At 31.7% G+C, this 21,666-nt stretch carries 12 protein-coding genes and 1 pseudogene; 7 read left to right on the plus strand and 6 right to left on the minus strand.

What is annotated here, in order from left to right; all coding sequences use genetic code 11:
• Nucleotides 1–51: 51 nt before the first annotated feature.
• Nucleotides 52–2,490: a bifunctional aspartate kinase/homoserine dehydrogenase I gene (thrA, locus tag BST83_RS18055; protein WP_104811139.1), complete on the minus strand. Its 2,439-nt coding sequence runs from the start codon at nt 2,488–2,490 to the stop codon at nt 52–54.
• Nucleotides 2,491–2,793: 303 nt separating this feature from the next.
• The gene (locus BST83_RS18060) at nt 2,794–4,368 is read right to left on the minus strand and encodes a hypothetical protein (RefSeq protein ID WP_104811140.1); all 1,575 of its coding nucleotides are present in this window, start codon (nt 4,366–4,368) and stop codon (nt 2,794–2,796) included.
• A 131-nt stretch (nt 4,369–4,499) separates the two neighbouring features.
• Here BST83_RS18060 and BST83_RS18065 point away from each other — a divergent pair, with 131 nt between their 5' ends.
• Both BST83_RS18065 and leuB read left to right on the plus strand, forming a co-directional pair.
• Nucleotides 4,500–5,675, plus strand: a complete 1,176-nt coding sequence (locus tag BST83_RS18065) for a 2-isopropylmalate synthase (protein ID WP_104811359.1) — start codon at nt 4,500–4,502, stop codon at nt 5,673–5,675.
• Nucleotides 5,676–5,772: 97 nt separating this feature from the next.
• A complete protein-coding gene (gene leuB / locus BST83_RS18070) occupies nt 5,773–6,894 on the plus strand; it encodes a 3-isopropylmalate dehydrogenase (protein WP_104811141.1) in 1,122 nt (373 codons plus the stop codon).
• Here leuB and BST83_RS18075 read toward each other — a convergent pair.
• From BST83_RS18075 to BST83_RS18090, 4 genes and pseudogenes are all read right to left on the minus strand, one after another.
• A pseudogene (locus BST83_RS18075) lies at nt 6,887–8,241 on the minus strand (MFS transporter). The gene leuB and the pseudogene BST83_RS18075 overlap by 8 nt on opposite strands.
• Nucleotides 8,242–8,652: 411 nt before the next feature.
• Complete coding sequence (locus BST83_RS18080) at nt 8,653–10,248, minus strand: RagB/SusD family nutrient uptake outer membrane protein (RefSeq protein ID WP_104811142.1); 1,596 nt, start codon at nt 10,246–10,248, stop codon at nt 8,653–8,655.
• A gap of 38 nt (nt 10,249–10,286) precedes the next feature.
• Nucleotides 10,287–13,634 (minus strand): SusC/RagA family TonB-linked outer membrane protein, encoded by a 3,348-nt coding sequence (locus tag BST83_RS18085; protein WP_240614865.1) that lies wholly within the window; start codon nt 13,632–13,634, stop codon nt 10,287–10,289.
• 91 nt (nt 13,635–13,725) lie between these two features.
• Complete coding sequence (locus tag BST83_RS18090; protein WP_104811144.1) at nt 13,726–14,889, minus strand: FecR family protein; 1,164 nt, start codon at nt 14,887–14,889, stop codon at nt 13,726–13,728.
• Nucleotides 14,890–15,088: 199 nt separating this feature from the next.
• Here BST83_RS18090 and BST83_RS18095 point away from each other — a divergent pair, with 199 nt between their 5' ends.
• The 5 genes from BST83_RS18095 to ilvC all read left to right on the plus strand — a co-directional run bounded on the left by BST83_RS18095 (nt 15,089) and on the right by ilvC (nt 21,666).
• Nucleotides 15,089–15,667: an RNA polymerase sigma factor gene (locus BST83_RS18095; RefSeq protein ID WP_240614866.1), complete on the plus strand. Its 579-nt coding sequence runs from the start codon at nt 15,089–15,091 to the stop codon at nt 15,665–15,667.
• Nucleotides 15,668–15,939: 272 nt separating this feature from the next.
• Complete coding sequence (ilvD, locus tag BST83_RS18100; protein WP_104811146.1) at nt 15,940–17,616, plus strand: dihydroxy-acid dehydratase; 1,677 nt, start codon at nt 15,940–15,942, stop codon at nt 17,614–17,616.
• 88 nt (nt 17,617–17,704) lie between these two features.
• The gene (gene ilvB / locus BST83_RS18105; RefSeq protein WP_104811147.1) at nt 17,705–19,438 is read left to right on the plus strand and encodes a biosynthetic-type acetolactate synthase large subunit; all 1,734 of its coding nucleotides are present in this window, start codon (nt 17,705–17,707) and stop codon (nt 19,436–19,438) included.
• A 100-nt stretch (nt 19,439–19,538) separates the two neighbouring features.
• Nucleotides 19,539–20,069: an acetolactate synthase small subunit gene (gene ilvN / locus BST83_RS18110; RefSeq protein WP_104811148.1), complete on the plus strand. Its 531-nt coding sequence runs from the start codon at nt 19,539–19,541 to the stop codon at nt 20,067–20,069.
• Between the two features lie 121 nt (nt 20,070–20,190).
• Nucleotides 20,191–21,666 (plus strand): ketol-acid reductoisomerase, encoded by a 1,476-nt coding sequence (gene ilvC / locus BST83_RS18115; protein WP_104811149.1) that lies wholly within the window; start codon nt 20,191–20,193, stop codon nt 21,664–21,666.

Raw genomic sequence — 21,666 nt, forward strand, 5'->3', positions numbered from 1 at the left:
AATCTTCAGTAAGCCAATTACGGCCAATTGAAACTATATACTGAATACTTTTTATTGATTAGAAATTCTAATTACATCCGCAAAAATACCAGAGGCTGTAACATCCGCACCAGCGCCTGCACCTTTTATTATTAATGGATTTTCTGGATATCGATCCGTGAAAAACAAGACAATATTGTCACTTCCTTCCAAATTATAAAAAGGATGATCTGAAGGAATATGTTGTAAACCAACATTTGCTTTTCCGTTGCTAAATTCTGCCACATATTTTAAGCGACAATTTTCACCATTTGCTTCTTTGTAAATATCTTGAAAATGATTTTCGTGCTGTATTAAAGAAGCATAAAAGTCTTTGTTATTAGTGGTATTTAAACTTTCTAAAGGTAAAAAAGGATTGTTGGCAATGTCACTTAATTCTAATTGATAACCACTTTCTCTGGCTAAAATTAAAATCTTTCTAGCAACATCAACTCCACTTAAATCAATTTTTGGGTCTGGTTCTGTATAGCCTTCTTTTTGAGCTTGCGCAACAACATCATGAAACGTTGAGTTCTTATCAAAATTATTAAAAACAAAGTTTAAACTGCCTGATAAAACTGCCTGAATTCTATGAACTCTATCGCCAGAATTGATCAAGTTTTTAAGTGTATCAATTATTGGCAAACCTGCACCAACATTGGTTTCAAATAAAAAGGAAGCATTGTATTTTCTTGAAACTTCTTTTAATTTTTTATAATTATCAAAGCTAGAAGCACATGCAATCTTGTTACAAGTTACTACAGAAATACTCTGACGTAAATATTTCTCATAAACTTCAGAAACTTGCTGATTTGCAGTATTATCGATAAAAACACTGTTTATATGATTAGAATTTTTAACTTTTTCGTAAAAAAGATCCAAACTTGTTGGCTCCCCATTTTCTAAGTTTTCTTTCCAGTTTTTTAGGTTGATGCCATTATTGTCAAAAACCATTTTTTTGGAATTTGAGATTCCGATAACCCTAATTTTTAATTTTAAGTTTTCTTTTAAGAATTTTTTTTGCTGCTGTAGTTGCGCTAAAAAGCGTTCGCCAACATTTCCAACCCCTGTAACAAATAAGTTTAATTGTTTTGTTTTTTCTTCAAAAAACTGCTCATGTAAGGTATTTAAAGCTTTTTCTGCATCATATTTATTAATAACAGCAGAGATGTTTTTTTCTGATGAACCTTGCGCAATTGCTCTTACATTTACATTATTTCTTCCCAGGGCGCTAAACATTTGTCCGCTTAAACCTTGATGGTTTTTCATGCTTTCTCCCACAACCGCAATAATAGCCAAATCCTTTTCTATAATAATTGGCTTTATTTTTTTTCTTTCAATTTCTACGCTAAAAGTTTCATCTAAAAATAGTTTAGCTTTAGGTGCATCACTATCATAAACTCCCACACAAATTGAATGTTCTGACGAGGCTTGTGTAATAAAAACAACATTAATTTTTTGTTGAGAAAGTGTTTCAAACAACCGTTTTGAGAAACCCGGAATCCCTACCATTCCGCCACCTTCTAAAGTGATTAAACTAATATTTTCTATGTGCGAAATTCCTTTCACATCTGTCCCTTTTTTAGGGTTTTTAGAAATTAAGGTGCCTAAATTTTCTGGATCAAACGTGTTTTTAATTCTAATTGGGATTTCTTTTCTTAAAGCAGGTTGAATGGTTGGTGGATATAAAACTTTTGCGCCAAAATGAGACAATTCCATTGCTTCTTCATAAGATATTTCTGAGATTGGATAGGCTTGTTTTACAACTCTAGGATTTGCCGTATACATGCCGCTAACATCCGTCCAAATTTGTAATTCATCCGCATTTAAATCAGCTGCATAAATTGATGCAGAATAATCTGAGCCTCCTCGGCCTAAAGTGGTTGTTTCTCCGTCAAGATTAGCAGAAATAAATCCGCCTAAAACAACAACTTGGTGTTTATTTTTATCAAAAAAGGAATTAATATTCTTATTCGTTAATTTGAAATTAACTTGCGCATTTAAGTAATCATCATTAGTAATTATTAAATCTCTGCTTTCTCCATGAGCTGCATCGTATGTCTCTTTTGCAGCATTAGCGATAATGAAAGAAGAAAAACGTTCACCAAAACTAGAAACTTTTGCAAGGGTTTTATCAGACAATTCTTGAAGTAGAAAAACACCTTCGTAAATAGACTGTAATCTATCAAACAAAGACGTAATTTCTTCAGAAACTTCTTTTTTGTTTGCAGAAATTAAATCATCAATTATTTGAAAATGCAGTGTTTTTATGGATTCTAAAATTCCTTTAGCATCCGTAATATCTTCTAAAGCTGCTTTAGCGCCAGCTAATAATTTATCAGTAGTTTTAGCGAATGCAGAAACAATTACTGCTACTTTGATTTCTTTTGAAGTTTGATAAACAATGTCTAAAACTTTCTTTATATTTTCTGAGTTTGCTACGGATGAGCCTCCAAATTTTAATACTTTCATCTTTTTATGATACTAAATTATATACTATGTTTTATGATGTTATTTCGTTTTTACGAAAAAATAGATGACCTAAATAATATGAATATAAATAACCCCTAAAGGGTCGTAGTTGTAGTTGTTGAGCGAATACATGTGTGCATAGAAATACAAACTACAGTTGTAGTTTTTGAAGAATTTGTATTTATTTTAGAATAATTCACACCGCAAAAATAACCGTATTATTTACTTTGATCCGATTTAGTAACGATTTTTTTAAAAATTAACCCAATTAATATGGTTTTCATAAAAAAAGTAATCAAACAGTTAGATATTCTTATTTTTATTTGAAGAATTTAATTTTTCTTTAATTATTAAAGCAATTGGTTTGTTTTCTATTTTACTTTCTAACCAAGATAAAATATCTAAATATAAAAAGGCTCTTTTTTCATACGGATGATCTTCATATTTTTTTAATTTGGTATGAATTTTTTTAAACTCATTTTTTATTTCATGCGGAAAAACATCGCTCAAATCTCTTATAGAAGTTAAGAAAACTTTTTGAACTTCTTGAAGGTTTTCCATTTTTAGCAAAAATTTATAGGTGTCTAAAAACTGTCTCTCTAAATCATAATCTAAACCACATTCGTAATGCGCAATTAAATTTAAAACTCTTGCAAAACACTGTAAATCTTCAGCGGCACTAATGTTTTTAGATTTAATTATTTTTTGTAAATAAACAATACAAAGTTCATTTTTGCCCATTCCAAAGTACAAACAGGCCATTTTGTAATAAAGCATTACTATATAATGATTGTCTAATCTGTTTCTGTATTTTTCAATTTTATGGTTGATAATTTCAATTAAATATTCACCATCAGAAAATGTAGCTTCTAAGAAATGTAAATGCAATTTGTTGGCATATAAATACTGAAAAATTAAAAGTTCAGTATTTGTGTTCAAAGGAATTACATTTTGCTCAATTTCCTTTTCAAATGAACTAAGTTCCTCCTTAAAAGTTGATGCTTTTTTCACAAAGAAAGAAGCCTCTAATAAGTAATTGATTCCTTTTAAATAAAAGACAGGATGCAGAACGATGTACTTTCTATCCTCTCTAAATAAATCGACCCATTTGCGCGCGTATTTATAACTCTGAATAAAATCTTGCGTTAAAAAACTAAACCATAAATGAGATTTATACAGCCATAATTTTTCTCTAAACCCGAAGTCGTCAAATTTATATTTTGGCAGTTTGCTATAAAAATAGGCATTCACAAACTCTAATTCTTCATTGTTTTTTACATAACCATTCTGTAATAAATGGCTGTATAGTTGCAGTGATAAATTAGACAACTTACTTGCCATAACGTTTTGCTGGCTCAATTCTTTTGCTTGTACAGAAAGTTGATCTGCTCTATTGCTTAAACTTCTTGTAATATATTGTGTTTCAATTACTTTTTCTAATTCTACAATTTCGTATGCAATGTTCTTCTCTTCGTTTTCGAGTGCTAAATGTTTCGCTTTATCTAACAGTTTTAAACTTTGTTTGTACAATCCTTTTTGATATAAGACAGTTGCAAAATCTAACTGTTCTCTAATCTGAATTCTAATATTTTTATGAGCAGGATTTAGTCTAAGACTTATTAAAATCTGTTTGTATAAATGTGCTTTTAAATTAGAAAGTTGTTGTTTAGAAACAATGCCACTATTTATGATCACTTTTTCGTCATATAGTTTTAATTTTTCTAAAAACTTAAAAAGCGAGAAGAATTTGGCATCAATATTACCACCTAATCGACCAACATATAAATTAAACTGCCTCTTTTCAGACTTTGTTAAAGATTTAATAAGAACAAAAAGGGCATCATTTTGTTGATTGGCTGATGTAACAATTTTACTCATAATGTACTGGTAGTTAATTAATTGTGTTTTTAAAAAGTATATTAGAAATCGTGCAAGATGCAATATAATAGTATTTATTGAAAATGTAATATTTATTTTTGATTAAATATAAAGATAATCTTTACAAAATGATGCAAGATAATAAAGTTCAAATTTTTGATACAACTTTAAGAGATGGTGAACAAGTGCCTGGTTGTAAGTTAGATACTAAGCAAAAATTGATTATAGCAGAAAGGTTAGATTTACTAGGAGTAAACGTGATTGAGGCGGGTTTTCCGGTTTCAAGTCCTGGAGATTTTAAATCTGTTTCTGAAATTTCTAAAATTATAAAAAATGCAACAGTTTGTGGTTTAACACGAGCTGTAGAAAATGATATAAAAGTTGCGGCAGAGGCATTAAAATATGCAAAATACCCAAGAATTCATACCGGTATTGGTACGAGTGATTCACATATAAAATTCAAATTTAATTCAACTAGAGAGGCAGTTATAGAACGTGCAATTAAAGCTGTTAGCTATTCGAAAATTTTTGTTGAGGATGTCGAGTTTTATGCGGAAGATGCGGGTAGAACAGATAATGAGTTTTTAGCAAGAGTTTGCGAAGCAGTTATAAAAGCTGGTGCAACTGTTTTAAATATTCCTGATACAACAGGTTATTGCTTGCCAGAAGAATATGGTGCAAAAATGAAATATTTACGCGAAAACGTAAAAGGGATTGAAAACGTAATTCTTTCTTGCCATTGTCATAACGATTTAGGAATGGCAACGGCAAACTCAATCGCAGGTGTTATAAATGGTGCGCGTCAAATAGAATGTACTATAAACGGAATCGGAGAACGTGCAGGAAATACCGCTCTAGAAGAAGTTGTAATGGTGCTAAAACAACATCCATATTTAAATCTTGAAACAAGTATTAATACAAAACTATTATACGATACAAGTATCTTAGTTCGTGAAAGTATGGGAATGCCTGTGCAACCAAATAAAGCAATTGTTGGTGCAAATGCATTTGCCCATAGTTCTGGAATTCATCAAGACGGCGTTATAAAAAACAGAGAAACGTATGAAATTATGGATCCTGAAGATGTTGGTGTTACAGAAAGCGCAATTATTTTAACAGCAAGAAGCGGAAGAGCAGCGTTGGCTTATAGAGCTAAAAAAATAGGATACGAGTTAACAAAAGTGCAGTTAGACGTTGCGTATACTTCTTTTTTAGAATTTGCTGACCAACAAAAAGAAATAAAAGACGAGGATATTCATGCGATTATGAAAGTAGTGAATAAAATTTCAAAAATAGTAATGGCATAAAAGTACAAAAGAAATTTTGTCTTCAATAATACTTATGTTACTTTTGATATAACTTCTATCTTTAAAATAAGATAAGTTTTTAATCTTCAAATAAATAATGAAATTAACAATCGCCGTAATTCCAGGAGATGGTATTGGACCAGAAGTAACTGCACAAGCAAAAAAAGCTTTAGATGCAGTTGCAGAAGTTTATGACCATATTTTTTTATACAAAGAAGCACAAATGGGAGCTTGTGCAATTGAAGCAACAGGAAACCCTTTGCCAGATAAAACAATAGAAATTTGCAAAAAAGCAGATGCTATTTTATTTGGCGCAATTGGTGAACTTAAATATGATAACGATCCATCGGCAAAAGTTTGGCCAGAACAAGGTTTATTTCAATTGAGAAAAGAACTGGGTTTATTCTGTAATATAAGACCAGTAAAAGCATACGAAAAACTAATTAAAAACTCTCCTCTAAAAAGAGAGGTAATAGAGGGTACAGACATTGTAATTTATAGAGAATTAAGTGGTGGAATTTATTTTGATACTAAAGAACTAAGTGAAGATGGTTTGTCTGCGTTTGATGTCTGTTCTTATACAGTTGATCAGATTTCTAGAGTTACACATTTAGCTTTTAAAGCTGCTCAAAAGAGAAAGAAAAAAGTTACTTTGGTTGATAAAGCAAATGTTTTAGAAACTTCGCGTTTGTGGAGAAAAACAGTAACAGAAATTGCAAAAGAATATGCAAATGTAAAATTAGATTTTATGTTTGTAGATAATGCAGCATTGCAAATAGTTTTAAACCCTAAGCAATTTGACGTTATTTTAACAGAAAACCTTTTTGGTGATATTATTTCTGACGAAGCTTCTGTAATTTGTGGCTCAATAGGCTTATTAGCCTCTTCATCAGTTGGAGAAAAAACTGCAATGTTTGAACCAATTCACGGTACTTATCCGCAAGCAAAGGGAAAAGATATCGCAAATCCTTTAGGGTCAATTTTATCAGCAGCAATGCTTTTAGAGCATTTTGGTTTACAAGAAGAAGCAGATGCAATAAAAAGAGCTTTAGAAAAATCTTTAACATTAGGTATTACAACAGAAGATATTAAAGGCAAAAATCAATATTCAGCATCTACATCAAAAGTAGGTGGTTTTATTGCAGATTATATTTTAAATCAAGAAGATAGTAATATGAACTTTATGAACATTCATGCAGGTCAGAGTACCATTATTTAATATTTACAGCATTTACTTTCTCTTTTTTCCAAGTCATTAAAACTAAAATGATGCAGAAAACTGCAGATAAGGCGCAGGTGAGATACATTCCAAACCAACCAAATGTGTTTGTTATGTATGCAAGACCAATTCCAGAAAAAGTAGCGCCAACATATCCAAAAAACCCAGTCATTCCGCAAGCCGCAGAAATTGCTTCTTTAACAGTAACTCTAGATGCTTGAACTCCACTAATCAAGTTTTGTGGACCATCAATTAAGAATCCAATAAGTAATAAAGATATTCCTGTAATAAATATATTATTAGGCCCAGAGTAAAAGTAAAAACCTAAAATACTAAATGTTAATAGTACTAAGTAAATAACATTAATAGGAGCGCAACGACCATTCCAAAATCGGTCTGCCAAATACCCTGCTACGATACCTCCGGGTATACCCGCTAAAGGCATTAATGTCCAAAATATGGCAACGCTAACTTGGTCTATACCTTTTATATCGTATAAAAATATGGTAGCCCAATCTAAAGTCCCAAATCTAATTATATAAATAAACATGTTCGCAAAACTTAAAATCCAAATATACTTATTGGTAAAAATGTATTTTTTTAAGATTTCCCAATGCGATTTTAAGTTTTCAGTTAACTCTACTACCGGTCTGTCTTTTTTAAAATCCTCAATTTCTGGCAAGCCTAAAGATACTGGTCTATCACGTAACGTAATAAATAAAAATATGGCGGTTATACACCCTATGATTCCTGGCACATAAAATACAGCCTCCCATCCTACAATACCTTTATGATATAAATTGATGATGCCCGCTACTAATAAGCCAACACCAAATGTCCCAGCAGTATGTGAAGAGGACAAGATAGTCCATTTTGTAGCTCTTTCTTTAGGTGAAAACCAGTGTACTAAACCTTTTGCTATCGGTGGAAAGCCCATAGATTGAAAGGCGCCATTAAGCCCCAAAAGAAAACTATTAAATATAAACTATCTAAAAAACCAATAAACAAATGTATGATAGAGGCTAAAAAAAGCCCTATTGCCATAAACATTCTAATATTTGCTCTATCTGCAAAAAGCCCACTGATAAATTTTCCAATACCATATACTATATAAAAAACACTACTTAGTATCCCTAATTGAATGATGTCAATATCTAGTTTATCACTAATAAGTGGTAATGCAGGTGAAATATTTTTTCTTGTAAAGTAAAAGATGGTATACCCTAAATACATACCAATAAACATGCGCAATCTCCAGTATTTAAATTTTATAGGGATTAATTCATCTGATACTTTATCTACTGATGGTGGTATTTGTTTGAAAGATGGAATTTTGGTATGAAACATATAGTATTGTTTTGCTAGTGAAAAAAAGAATAGAAAATATTCTTAAAAGTTGTTTTAGATAGGTAAGTTGTCTTTGATTAACTGTAGGATTAATCACTATTTTACATCACAAAAATCAAAATAAAATTCGTTGTGTTTTTTATGGTCATTTAAGCGATGAAATAAACAATTTCGATTCCTTTTCATTAGCCATTAGTAATTGTTTTTTTAACAAAACGCAACTCACTATTACTTTTAAAAGCAGGGTAGTAAATTTCAGATTCAAACGAGAACATTTTTATCTTGTAATTTCGTGTTACGCGAATATACTCCGTGTAAAGAGTGCTAAAAAGCACTTTAATAAAATAGCAAGTATGCAATGAAAACATACTTGCTATTCACAATTAGCTCAAACAAATAATATAAAAATTGTTACCAACCCATATTTTGCGATAAGGTCTCTCTACTAGTGTCTATTGCATTGGCAGGAATTGGCCAAACACGATGTGTTTCTAAGATAAAGTTATCTCTTTGCCTCCATACCTCTGATGTTGGAAAAACTTGTGTAAAATCGGTAGAAAGCACAGGGAAACCTTTATTATCTCCCTCGGCAGTATCAAATACAACGCCTAAGTGTCTTTTTCCGTGTAAAGCTCCTTTAATTTTAGCTGCATCACCCCAACGACATAAATCTTCATAGCGTCCAAACAATTCACCTGCAAATTCAGCTCTTCTTTCAGATTTTAAATCTTCTAGCGTTGCGCCTGTTTTAGCAACTAATCCTGCACGTGCTCTTACTAAATTAATTTCAAGATCTCCAGATCCAGCTCCATTTTTCGCAATCAATGCTTCTGCTTTCATCAATAAAATATGAGAATAGCGCAGTAGTGGTAAGTTTAAATTTGTTGAAGGATGATCTCCGTTAGGATTTAATTGAACAGCATTTGCATACCCAAAAGGCTCTAAGTATTTTTTTAATTGAATGCCTGTTAAACTATTTGCGGAGGCATATTTTCTAGTACTACCAAAATATTCGAATTCATCTCCAAATGCTAACAAAGTAGCATCTCTTCTTGCGTCTCCGACCTCATAAGATTCATATAATTCTAAGGTTGGCGCAAAATATCCCCAACCATTGTATTTACCCCAACCTCTATTTTCTAAGGCTGATCCAGCAAACATACTACCACCTATCGTATTACTTGGTACAGACCAAAGATATTCAGATCCCCAATTGTTGGCAATTTTAAAAGCATCTTTAAAATTAAGCTCTAAAGAATTTTTATTCGAATTTATAACTTGATCACAAGCAGTAATTACGCTATCCCAAGAATCAGCATTAAATTCTGCATTGTGCAAGTGCACTCTTGCTAAATAACCAAGGGCAGCATTTTTATGGGGCCTACCTAATCTGTCATTATTAGATGCATCAAAATAAGGCAATAATGCTGCTGCTTTTGTGAAACTTTCTGCTGCAAACTCGTAACTTGTGCTCACTGAAGCGGGTCTTTCAATAAAGAAATCCTCTACAATTGTTTCATCTACAATTGGAATTCCTCCAGAATTGTTATCCCCGTATAATAAGGATAATTGAAAATAAGCTAGCCCTCTCATAAAGTACGCTTCTCCTAAAGCAAAGTTTTTTACATCCGCATTAATCTCTAAATCTGGTACATTACGTATAATATCATTGGCTCTTTTAATAACTATAAAATGCATTGGCCAAATATCTCTTGTATAAGATCCATTACCCGATGTTATAAAGTCTTTTATTTCTTCAATTTGTCCTTTTGGTTTTCCAACTATAAAATCGTCACTGGCTACTAAAGAATATAGGTTCATTCCTCTACCGTATATTCCTTGAAAATCATTAAAAATGTACAAGGCGGTTGTGGCAGAAATAACATCTGCCTCTGTTTTCCAAAAATTAGCATTGGTAGGCTCTCCTTGCGGTTCTTCTACTAAAAAGTCTTCACAGCTTATGAGTCCAAATAGTACTACGATTAGTAATGTGATATATTTTTTCATGGTTCTAAAATTTATATTATTATTTAAAAAATTATGTATTAAAAACCTACATTTAGTCCAATGGTATATGTAGTTGCAACAGGATATTGACCGCCATCTAAACCTCTATTTCCTACTTCAGGATCCAAACCAGAATAGTCTGTAATGGTAAATAAATTTTCTCCTGCTACATAGATTCTTAATCTGCTTATTCCTTTTAATTCAGGAAAAGTATATCCAACAGTAATGTTTTTTAGTCTTAAATAACTGGTGTCTTCAATCCAAAAATCTGAAGGTCTTAGGTTATCTCCAGCGCCTCCTAATCTAAAATTAGAAGAACCCGTGTTGGTTGGACTCCAAGTGTCAATAGCATCCGCAGATAAATTTGCTTCGGGTCCTACAGATGTTTGATTAGGATATACTGTAGTTAATTTAAAACCATTGTATGCACTTGAACCGCTTACTCCTTGTAAGAAAATTCTCATATCAAAATTCTTATAGTTAAAGTCTGCATTAAAAGCATAGGTAATATCTGGGAAAGCACTCCCTACAGTAACTCTATCGTCATCATTGATTCTACCATCGTTATTATGGTCAATAAATTTTAAATCACCTGCAACCGCATTTGGCTGAACGGTATAGGCAGTTGCTTCTGCGTCCGTTTGAAAAATACCATCTGTTTCTAGTACATAAAAAGAAAACAAAGATTCCCCAATTTCAGTTAAAAGCGGTGTATGACTCGCAACATTATAACCATCAATATGTGGTATTGAAGAATCATTTGAAACTGACTTTAACTTATTATCAATTTTAGATAGATTACCAGAGAGTTTGTAGGTAAAATCTCCTTTCGTTTTTTGATAATTTAAGCTTAGCTCAAATCCTTTGTTTTCAACCGAACCTCCATTTACAAATGGAAATTGACCTATTCCTTCTAGCGTGCTTCCTTGCAATCTAAGCAACATATCATCTGTAGTTTTAATAAAATAATCTCCAGTAAGAGACAAACCATTGGCTAAACTAATGTCTGTACCAAAATTAAGTGATTTTGTTAACTCCCATTTGATGTTTGAATTTGATCTTCCATCTAAAGCAAGTCCTGAAAGAAAATTATTATCATCTGCACCTAGAATTGTATTGACCGTAGCCAATCTAATATCTGTTGGGTAATTGTCTAAAGAATTGATATTTCCAATAATACCCCAGCTAGCTCTTAGTTTTAAATTGCTAATGGTTTTATTTTCTTTTAAAAAATTTTCATTAGACATTCTCCAGGCAACTGCAACCGAAGGAAAAGTTCCCCAAGTGTTATCAGAGGCAGCACTTGGTAGTTTTGACGTTCCGTCTGCTCTTAAACTTGCTGTAAGGATGTATTTGCTATCATAATCATAAATAGCTCTACCAAAGTAAGAAACTAAAGAGTTAGAATTAAAGGCAGTAAGTGGTTTTGTCCACGCAGTAGCATTTACGAGTTGTCTAAGATTAGGTAGCTCTGAAGAAAAATCTCTACCGGTAATACTAAAAAGATTGCTTTGAAAACGTTGTAATGTATTACCCGCTAATAATGTTAAATTATGTACATCTTTAAACGTTTCATTATAACTTAGCGTAGTTTCTAAAGACCAGTCTTGTTGCTCACCTGTTAAAAAATCTAAGCTATTCTGATCTGTTCTTGTTTTAGAAACTTCTGGACTTTTTGGATTGAATTGTTGAAAATTTCTTGTTTTAGAATTGATTCCAAAGCTTGATTTTAAGATTAAATTGTCTAAAATTTTATAATCAAAATAGATGTTTGCAAAAAAATCTTGATTCACATCTTCAATGTCTAATCTATTTAAAGTAGAAACAGGATTAATGGTACTTACGGATAGTAAATCGTTATAATTTCCGTCTGCATCATAAACCGCTATACTAGGATTTGTTTTAATTGCTTGTGCAATAATTCCATTATAACTTTGCCCACCATTTTCATCTGTTGTTCCTGTAAATACAGAATTACCAGTAGTTCTAGTATAATAAATATTTTCTCCTATTTTTAGTTTATCATTTACTTTAAAAGAAGAGTTTAATCTAAAAGTTAATCGGTCTGCATTTGTATTAATCAAAGTTCCCTCTGTTTTGTTGTAACCAATAGAAGATGCAAACGTATATTTATCATCTCCTCCTCTTACACCAAGATCATAGTTTTGAACAACGCCTGTTCTAAAAATTTCATCTACCCAATTTGTTCTATCAACAGTGCTGTATTCTACTGGGTTAGATGTTGTATCAAAACCAGCTTGCGTTAAATATTTAACTCTATCTGCTGCGCTTAATGCTTTGGGTTGTTTTGCAGTTATCATAGTGTTAAAGGAGTTAAAATCGAAAGATAATTTTCCGTTTTTACCTTTTTTGGTGGTAATTAAAATTACACCACCAGCAGCTCGCACTCCGTAAATAGCTTGAGAGGAAGCATCTTTTAAAATACTTATAGAAGCAATATCAAAAGGATTAATTGGCCCTCCAAAATAAGGAACTCCATCTACCACATATAAAGGAGATTCGTTATTAACAGTCCCCAATCCTCTAATTTGTACATTAGGCTGGGCAGTAGGATCACCACCGGTACTAGAAATAGTAACACCAGATACACTACCTTGTAAACCTGCCGCTGTACTAGTAACAGGTCTTTCATTAATATTATCTACAACACCAACAGCACCTGTTAAATCTTTTTTAGCAACACTACCGTACCCAATAATTACAATTTCATCTAATTTTGCGGCATCTTCTTTTAGTGCAAAATTAATTTCAGTTTTTCCTAAAACAGCGACTTCTTTAGTTGCATACCCAATATAAGCAGCCACTAATATTGCATTTTCGTCGGTAACAGAAATAGTATAATTACCATCAAAATCGGTACTAACACCATTAGGGGTGCCTTTTTCTAAGACACTTGCACCTGGCAAAGGTACTCCAGCCTCATCTGTGACTAGTCCGGTAATTTTTATTTTTGCTTCTTTCTCCTTTTTATTCTCCTGCGTATTTAGGGTATTAATTTTCATCTTTTTCACAAGAATTGTATTATTTTCTGTGAATTCGTAGGTGAAATTAATTGGAGATAAACATTGTTTTAATAAAACACTCGCTTTAATAACTCCTTTTTTTAATTGAAGTTTTGGAGCATCTTTTATTAAATCATAACGGTACACAAACGTATAATCTGTTTGTTCATTAATAAGTTCGAAAACCTTACTGATACTTATTTTTTTGTCTTTTTCAATTGTTATTTTCGCATCTTGTGAAAACCCATCTTTAGGGCTTAATGCGAAGGATAAAGTACAAAATAAGAATACAAAAGCTTTCATAATTGTGGTTAGGAGTTCATTATAAAAATGAGTTCTCGTTTTAATAAATTTAAAATTCATAAATTTGCAGTTGATTTAGTTAAACATTGTTTTAATTAAACTCTTTAGGGAATATGGCTGATACTGTCCAAGGTGAGGCCATTTTCTTTTTTTATTTTATTACTATTTTTCTATCTGTTATGGTGTATTTTAAATCTCCATTACTCGTAGCTTCAAAGAATTTTAAAACATCTTTGATTGCTGTCTTTCTTTCTAAAACTCCTGTAAACTGATATTTTTTTATTTCTTCTGACTCAAAAATTACTTCAACATTATACCTTCTAGATAAAATTTTCATAATCTCATCAAGAGGTGCTTCCTTGAAAGAAAAAAATCCTTTAATCCAAGCAACTTCATGAGAAACATCTACACTTAAAACTTCTATAAAATTTGTTTTATTGAAAACTTTTGATTGTTGATTTGGTTTTAATAAAATAGCATTTAAACCATTGTTAACCTTCACTTTTCCTTCTAATAATGTAGTTGAAATTAAACGATCTTCCTTATAGGCTTTAATGTTAAAGTGAGTTCCTAAAACGGTAACTTCTTGATTTTTAGTGATAACATGAAATGCATCTCCATGATGTAATTCACTTGGTGAAACCTCAAAATATGCTTCACCGTAAACAAGTTCTACTTTTCTAATTTCTCCATTATTAAAGTTTTCTGGATATTTTAATTTAGAATCTGAATTTAACCAGATTTTTGTTCCATCAGAAAGTTGAACAAAAAATTCACCACCTCTGGGAATCGTTAAATAATTATAGGTTAATTCTTTAGTAGTATTATTTGCTATATTTTTTGATGAATAAAGAAGTTCTTTACTATTTCCTTTTACTTTATTAGAGCTGTATTTTTTATCAGTATCTAAAGATATGTTCTTGCCATTATTTAAAGTAAGTATCGTTCTATTAGAAACTTCTTCAAAATCTTTTTGAGTAGCAATGTTTTCTATAGTATTGTTATTGTTTGTATATTGAAAAAAAGAAACTCCTAAAAGAATAATTATAGAAGCCGCAATAGAAATAGTCTTCACAAAAGAGGCTCTTCTTTTCTTTTTGTTGATTTCGATTTTATTTTTTATAGATACTTTTGCTTTTTCTACATTATAATCTGCTAAATTAACGGCAATTAAATATTCTGTTTTAATAAAATGATTAAAAATTATTTTATTTTCATCATTTTTTAACCATAAATCAAGCGCTTTTAATTCGCTTTGATTTGCTTCTTGGTTTATAAATTTAACAATTATTTTTTCTATTGTTGATTTCTTCATTTAAACTTAAATTGTACTTTTTGTAAGTATTATATATCTCTATTACGTATTATTCAATAACACCCCTCTATTTTTATCAAATTATTTTTTAAACATCAAATTAATAAACTTTTCTCATCTTTAGTTTTATTTATATAGATTTGCCAATCTATATTAGACTATTTTGGACTTTAACAATAATTTCTTTTTAGCAGAACAAATGAGGCTAGGCAATTCTAAAGCCTATGATTTTTTGATGAACTCTTTTTATCGAAAATTATGTGCTTATGCGTATACATTATCCCATGATCATGGAGCTTCGGAAGATATTGTACAAAATGTTTTTGTTGAAATTTGGTCGAATAAAAAAAATATTAACCCTTTATTTTCTATAAAAAGCTATTTGTATAAATCTGTTTACAACGAGTTTATTAACCAATACAGAAAAAATAAACCTGTATTTTTTTTAGAAAAAAAATATTTTGAATCGGTAGATTTAGTTGTTGAGAATACTGAAGAGAACCTAGAGGAGTTGATACAATTAGTGGAGAAAGAGATCAATAAACTACCTCCTAAATGCAGAGAAATATTTTTATTGAACAAAAAAGAAGGTTTAACTCATTTAGAAATATCCGAGTATCTAGACATTTCAACAAAAACGATTGAAGGTCATATGACAAGAGCTTTTAAAATTTTGAGAAAAAAGTTAAATTTTAAAATGAAAACTATTCTCTTTCTTTTATTTGGTTGTACTTGCACTAAAAGCACAGCTAATTTTACGAGAGCAAAGCTAAAATAATGAAGCTTAAATTAGTCTCTTTTATCATACACATTCTTAAACATAAATAAGTGTCAATCATATTTTAATAAATAAACCTTCCTGTAAAATGGAGGGCTTTTTTGTGAATTTATTTTACAGATTGAATATCATAATAAAAATTAATTAAAACACTGATTATAATTGTTTTAAATTGTTTTTTTAATGCCTGAATTTAAACATTTACGTTGAATCTTATTAAATGAAAATAGAGAAATAACCTAATTTAGTCAACGAATTGAACAAAATAATAAATGGAATTAAATAAACATAGCAAAAGATTAACCCAAGATGAATCTCAACCGGCTTCGCAAGCAATGTTGTATGCAGTTGGTTTAACGGATGAAGATATGAGCAAAGCTCAAGTTGGTATTGCAAGTACTGGTTATGACGGAAATCCTTGTAATATGCACTTAAACACTTTAAAAGATGAGGTAAAAGTAGAGTGTAATATTGCAGGTTTAGTTGGGTTGGGGTTTAATACAATTGGTGTTTCAGACGGAATTTCTATGGGAACTTCGGGTATGAATTACTCTTTAGTTTCTAGAGATATTATAGCAGATTCTATAGAAACGGTTATGAATGCCCAAAGTTATGATGCTGTTATTGCAATTGTAGGTTGTGATAAAAATATGCCAGGATCTGTTATTGCGATGTTGCGTTTAAATCGTCCAGCGATCATGATGTATGGTGGTTCAACGGCATCAGGAAACTATAAAGGAAAAAAATTAAATATTGTTTCTGCTTTTGAAGCTTTAGGGCAAAAAATGGCAGGAGAAATTGAAGAAGAAGAATATAGAGAAATTATAAAAAGAGCAATTCCGGGAGCAGGAGCTTGTGGCGGAATGTATACGGCAAATACCATGGCCTCTGCCATAGAATGCATGGGGTTTGCATTGCCTTATAATTCTTCAATTCCGGCAGAAAATCCGAATAAATTATCAGAAGCAGAAAGAACAGCTATCGCAATTAAAAACTTATTAGAAATCGATTTAAAACCTTTAGATATTATTTCTAAAAAATCGTTAGAAAATGCAATTGCAATTGTAAACGCCTTAGGTGGTTCTACAAATGCAGTATTACACTTTTTAGCGATTGCGCATGCTGCAGATATTGAGTTTACTTTAGAAGATTTTCAAAAAGTAAGTGATAGAACGCCATTAATTGCTGATTTAAAACCATCAGGAAAATACTTAATGGAAGATGTTCATGGAGTTGGTGGAACGCCTGCAATTATGAAATATTTATTACAAGAAGGTTATTTACACGGAGATTGTATGACGGTTACGGGTAGAACATTAGCAGAAAATTTAGCAAATGTAAAAGCCATGGAATTTGATGAACAAGATGTTATTTATCCGAAGGATAAAGCCTTAAAATCATCAGGTAATATTCAAATAATTTACGGAAACCTTGCAACCGAAGGAGCTGTTGCGAAAATTTCCGGAAATGAAGGTTTATTATTTGAAGGAAAAGCGGTGGTTTATGACGGTGAACAAGCTGCAAATACCGGAATTGTAAATGGAGAAGTAGAAAAAGGAGATGTCGTCGTCATTCGATATGTGGGTCCAAAAGGTGGTCCAGGAATGCCAGAAATGTTAAAACCAACTTCGTTGATTATGGGAGCGGGTTTAGGAAAATCGGTAGCATTAATTACGGATGGTCGCTTTTCAGGAGGAACTCATGGTTTTGTGGTAGGACATATCACACCAGAAGCACAATCTGGAGGAACTATTGGGGTTTTAAAAACGGGAGACAAAATTAGAATTAGTGCAGAAGACAATTCTATTAATGTTTTAATTTCAGATGAAGAAATCGCAGAAAGAAAAGCAAAATGGGTTGCACCAGCATTGAAGCATACAAAAGGAATATTATACAAATACGCTAAAACTGTAGCATCAGCGTCTAAAGGATGTGTTACAGATTTATAAAAAAGAATCAAGAAAAAAGACCCAAGAATAAAGATAGTAGAGCAGATACGAATCTATACGCTCTATTCTTTCATCTAAATAAGAAAGTATGGAAACAGAAACCATAAAAAACAAAGAAATAGCAACAAAAGTTACAGAAAGAATTTCTGGTAGCGAGGCAATTGTAAGATGTTTAATTGAAGAAGGTGTAAAAATAATTTATGGATATCCTGGAGGGGCAATCATGCCAGTTTATGATGAGTTATATAAATATCAAGATCAAATTCATCATGTATTAACACGTCATGAACAAGGTGCAACACATTCTGCACAAGGTTTTGCAAGGATTTCTGGAAAAGTTGGGGTTGCTATTGCAACTTCTGGTCCAGGAGCAACCAATTTAATTACGGGTATTGCAGATGCGCAAATAGACTCCACACCAATGGTTTGTATTACAGGTCAGGTTCCTTCTCATTTATTAGGAAGTGATGCTTTTCAGGAAACAGATATTGTTGGTATTTCTACGCCAGTTACAAAATGGAATTGCCAAGTAACAAAAGCATCTCAAATTCCTGCCGCAATTGCAAAAGCTTTTTACATCGCTAAGAGCGGGAGGCCAGGACCTGTTTTGGTTGATATTACAAAAGATGCACAGTTTGAAGAATTCGATTTTGTGTATGAAAAATGTACCAAAGTAAGAAGTTATTTTCCTGTACCAAAAACAGATATTACGACTGTTGAAGCAGCTGCGAAATTAATTAATGCAGCAAAAAAACCGTTTATCGTTTGGGGTCAAGGAATAATTTTAAGTGAAGCTGAAGAACAACTAAAAGCAGTTGTTGAAAAAGCAGGTATTCCCGCTGCGTGGACAATTTTAGGAGCTTCTGCATTGCCAACTTCGCATCCATTAAACGTTGGTATGTTAGGAATGCACGGTAATTATGCACCCAATGTTTTAACAAATGAATGCGATGTTTTAATTGCAATTGGTATGCGTTTTGACGATAGAGTTACTGGTAATTTAAGCACATACGCAAAACAAGCAAAAGTAATTCACTTTGAAATTGATGCGGCAGAAGTAGATAAAAATGTAAAAACGGATGTAGCTGTTTTAGGTGATGCAAAAGCAAGCTTAGATTTATTATTGCCATTATTAAATGAAAATTCACATCCAGAATGGCATCAGCAATTTAAAGATTTGTATGCCATTGAATATGAAAAGGTAATTAAAGAAGATTTATATCCTACGAAGGAAGGCTTAACAATGGGTGAGGTTATAAAAGAAATCAACATTCAAAGTAAAGGAGAAGCTGCAATTGTAACTGATGTTGGTCAGCACCAAATGATTGCGTGCAGATATGCCGAATTTAATAAAACAAAAAGTAATATTACTTCGGGTGGATTAGGAACAATGGGCTTTGGATTGCCAGCTGCAATTGGAGCAAAAATGGCTGCTCCAGAGCGCGAAGTAGTTTCTATTTCTGGTGATGGAGGTTACCAAATGACCATCCAAGAATTAGGCACTATTTTTCAGCAAAAAGCGGCCGTCAAAATTGTTGTTTTAAATAACGAATTCTTAGGAATGGTGCGCCAATGGCAACAATTGTTTTTTGACAAACGATATGCATCTACAGAAATGGTAAATCCTAATTTTGTAGCAATTGCAGAAGGGTATTATATCAAAGCAAAAAAAGTTACCAAACGAGAAGAATTGGCAGAAGCGGTTGCAGAAATGATGGCAAGTAAAGAAGCTTATTTTTTAGAAGTGCTTGTAGAAAAAGAAGGAAATGTATTTCCAATGGTGCCTTCAGGAGCAAGTGTTTCTGAAATAAGGTTAGAGTAGTAATTTAAGAGGATAGACAATAGAATAAAGAAAAAAGACAGTTTTAGGGAAGTAGTAATGTCTACGATCTATCATCTTTCTTTTAAAATATTTTAAAAAAATGAGTATAGAAAAACAATTATATACAGTATCAATTTATACTGAAAACAATATTGGATTGTTGAACAGAATTTCAGCAATTTTCCAGAGAAGACACATTAATATAGAGAGCTTAAATACTTCTCCATCAGAAATTGAAGGCGTTTCTAGATTTACAATTGTTGTAAATATGACAGAGGTAAATATGAAAAAAATTATTGGTCAGATTGACAAACAAGTAGAGGTTATTAAAGCGTTTTATCATACAGATGATGAAACTATTTATCAGCAATCTTGTATGTTTAAGTTTAAATCTAATTTATTATTTGAAGAACGCAACATTCAAAATATTATAAAAGATAGTAACTCAAGAATTGTTACGGTAAACAAAGAGTTTTTTGTGATTGAAAAATCAGGAAAAAAAGAAGAGATAGATGAATTATACAAAGAATTAAGTGCTTTTGGTATTATGCAATTTACACGCTCGGGCCGTATTGCCGTTACAAAAGATGAAATGAAAATAACAACTTTATTAGAATCATTCAACAACTAAATACAGATCAAAGAAAAGAGAAAAAGAGAAGAGACAAAATAAATAGCTACTATAAGTAAAATTTATTTTTTTCTTTTTTCTATAATCTTTACTTTAAAATTATCAAACAAAAACAAAAACAATGTCAAATTATTTTAACACATTAACATTAAGAGAAAAATTAGAGCAGTTAGGAAAATGTAGATTTATGGACGCTTCAGAGTTTGAAGATGGCGTAAATGCATTATTAGGGAAGAAAATTGTAATTGTGGGTTGTGGAGCGCAAGGTTTAAACCAAGGTTTAAATATGAGAGATTCTGGTTTAGATATTTCTTATACGCTAAGAAAAGCAGCAATAGAACAAAAAAGAGAATCGTATATCAACGCAACTTCTAATGGTTTTACTGTTGGAACTTATGAAGAAGTATTGCCATCTGCAGATTTGGTAATCAATTTAACACCAGATAAACAACATACAAATGTTGTAAATACAATTATGCCTTTACTTAAAAAAGGAGCTACATTAAGCTATTCTCATGGTTTTAATATTGTTGAGGAAGGTATGAAAATTCGTGAAGATTTAACGGTAATTATGGTAGCACCAAAATGTCCAGGATCTGAAGTTCGTGAGGAATATAAAAGAGGATTTGGAGTACCAACTTTAACTGCAGTTCACCCAGAAAATGATCCGCAAGGAAAAGGTTGGGCAGAAGCAAAAGCATATGCAGTTGCAACTGGTGGACATAGAGCCGGAGTTTTAGAATCGTCCTTTGTTGCTGAAGTAAAATCTGATTTAATGGGAGAACAAACTATTTTATGTGGGTTGTTACAAACAGGAGCAATTTTATCTTTTGATAAAATGGTGGAAGAAGGAATTGAACCAGGTTACGCGGCTAAATTAATTCAGTATGGTTGGGAAACCGTAACAGAAGCTTTAAAACACGGAGGAATTACCAACATGATGGACAGATTGTCTAATCCTGCAAAAGTGGAAGCTTTTAGAATATCAGAAGAATTAAAAGACATTATGCGTCCGTTGTTTCAAAAACATATGGATGATATTATGACAGGTCATTTTTCTAAAACCATGATGGAAGATTGGGCGAATGATGATAAAAATCTATTAACTTGGAGAGCTGCAACAGGAAATACTGCTTTTGAAAAACAACAAGTTACCGACAAAGAAATTTCTGAACAAGAATACTTTGATCACGGAACTTTATTAGTTGCTTTTGTTAGAGCTGGTGTAGAATTAGCTTTTGAAGCAATGACAGAATCTGGTATAATCGCTGCTTCTGCTTATTATGAATCTTTGCATGAAACTCCATTAATTGCGAATACAATTGCGCGTAAAAAATTATACGAAATGAATCGTGTAATTTCTGATACTGCAGAATATGGTTGTTATTTATTTGATCATGCTTGTAAGCCTTTGTTAACAGATTTCATGAAAACTGTAAAAACGAATCTTATTGGTCAGAAATTTACAAACTCGAATGATGTTGATAATAAAGAATTAATTAGAATTAACAGCATTATTAGAAATCATCCGGTAGAAAAAGTAGGAGAAAAATTAAGAGCTTCTATGACAGCAATGCAAGTAATAAAATCTGCATAA

The organism is Polaribacter filamentus (assembly GCF_002943715.1).
GTDB lineage: Bacteria > Bacteroidota > Bacteroidia > Flavobacteriales > Flavobacteriaceae > Polaribacter > Polaribacter filamentus.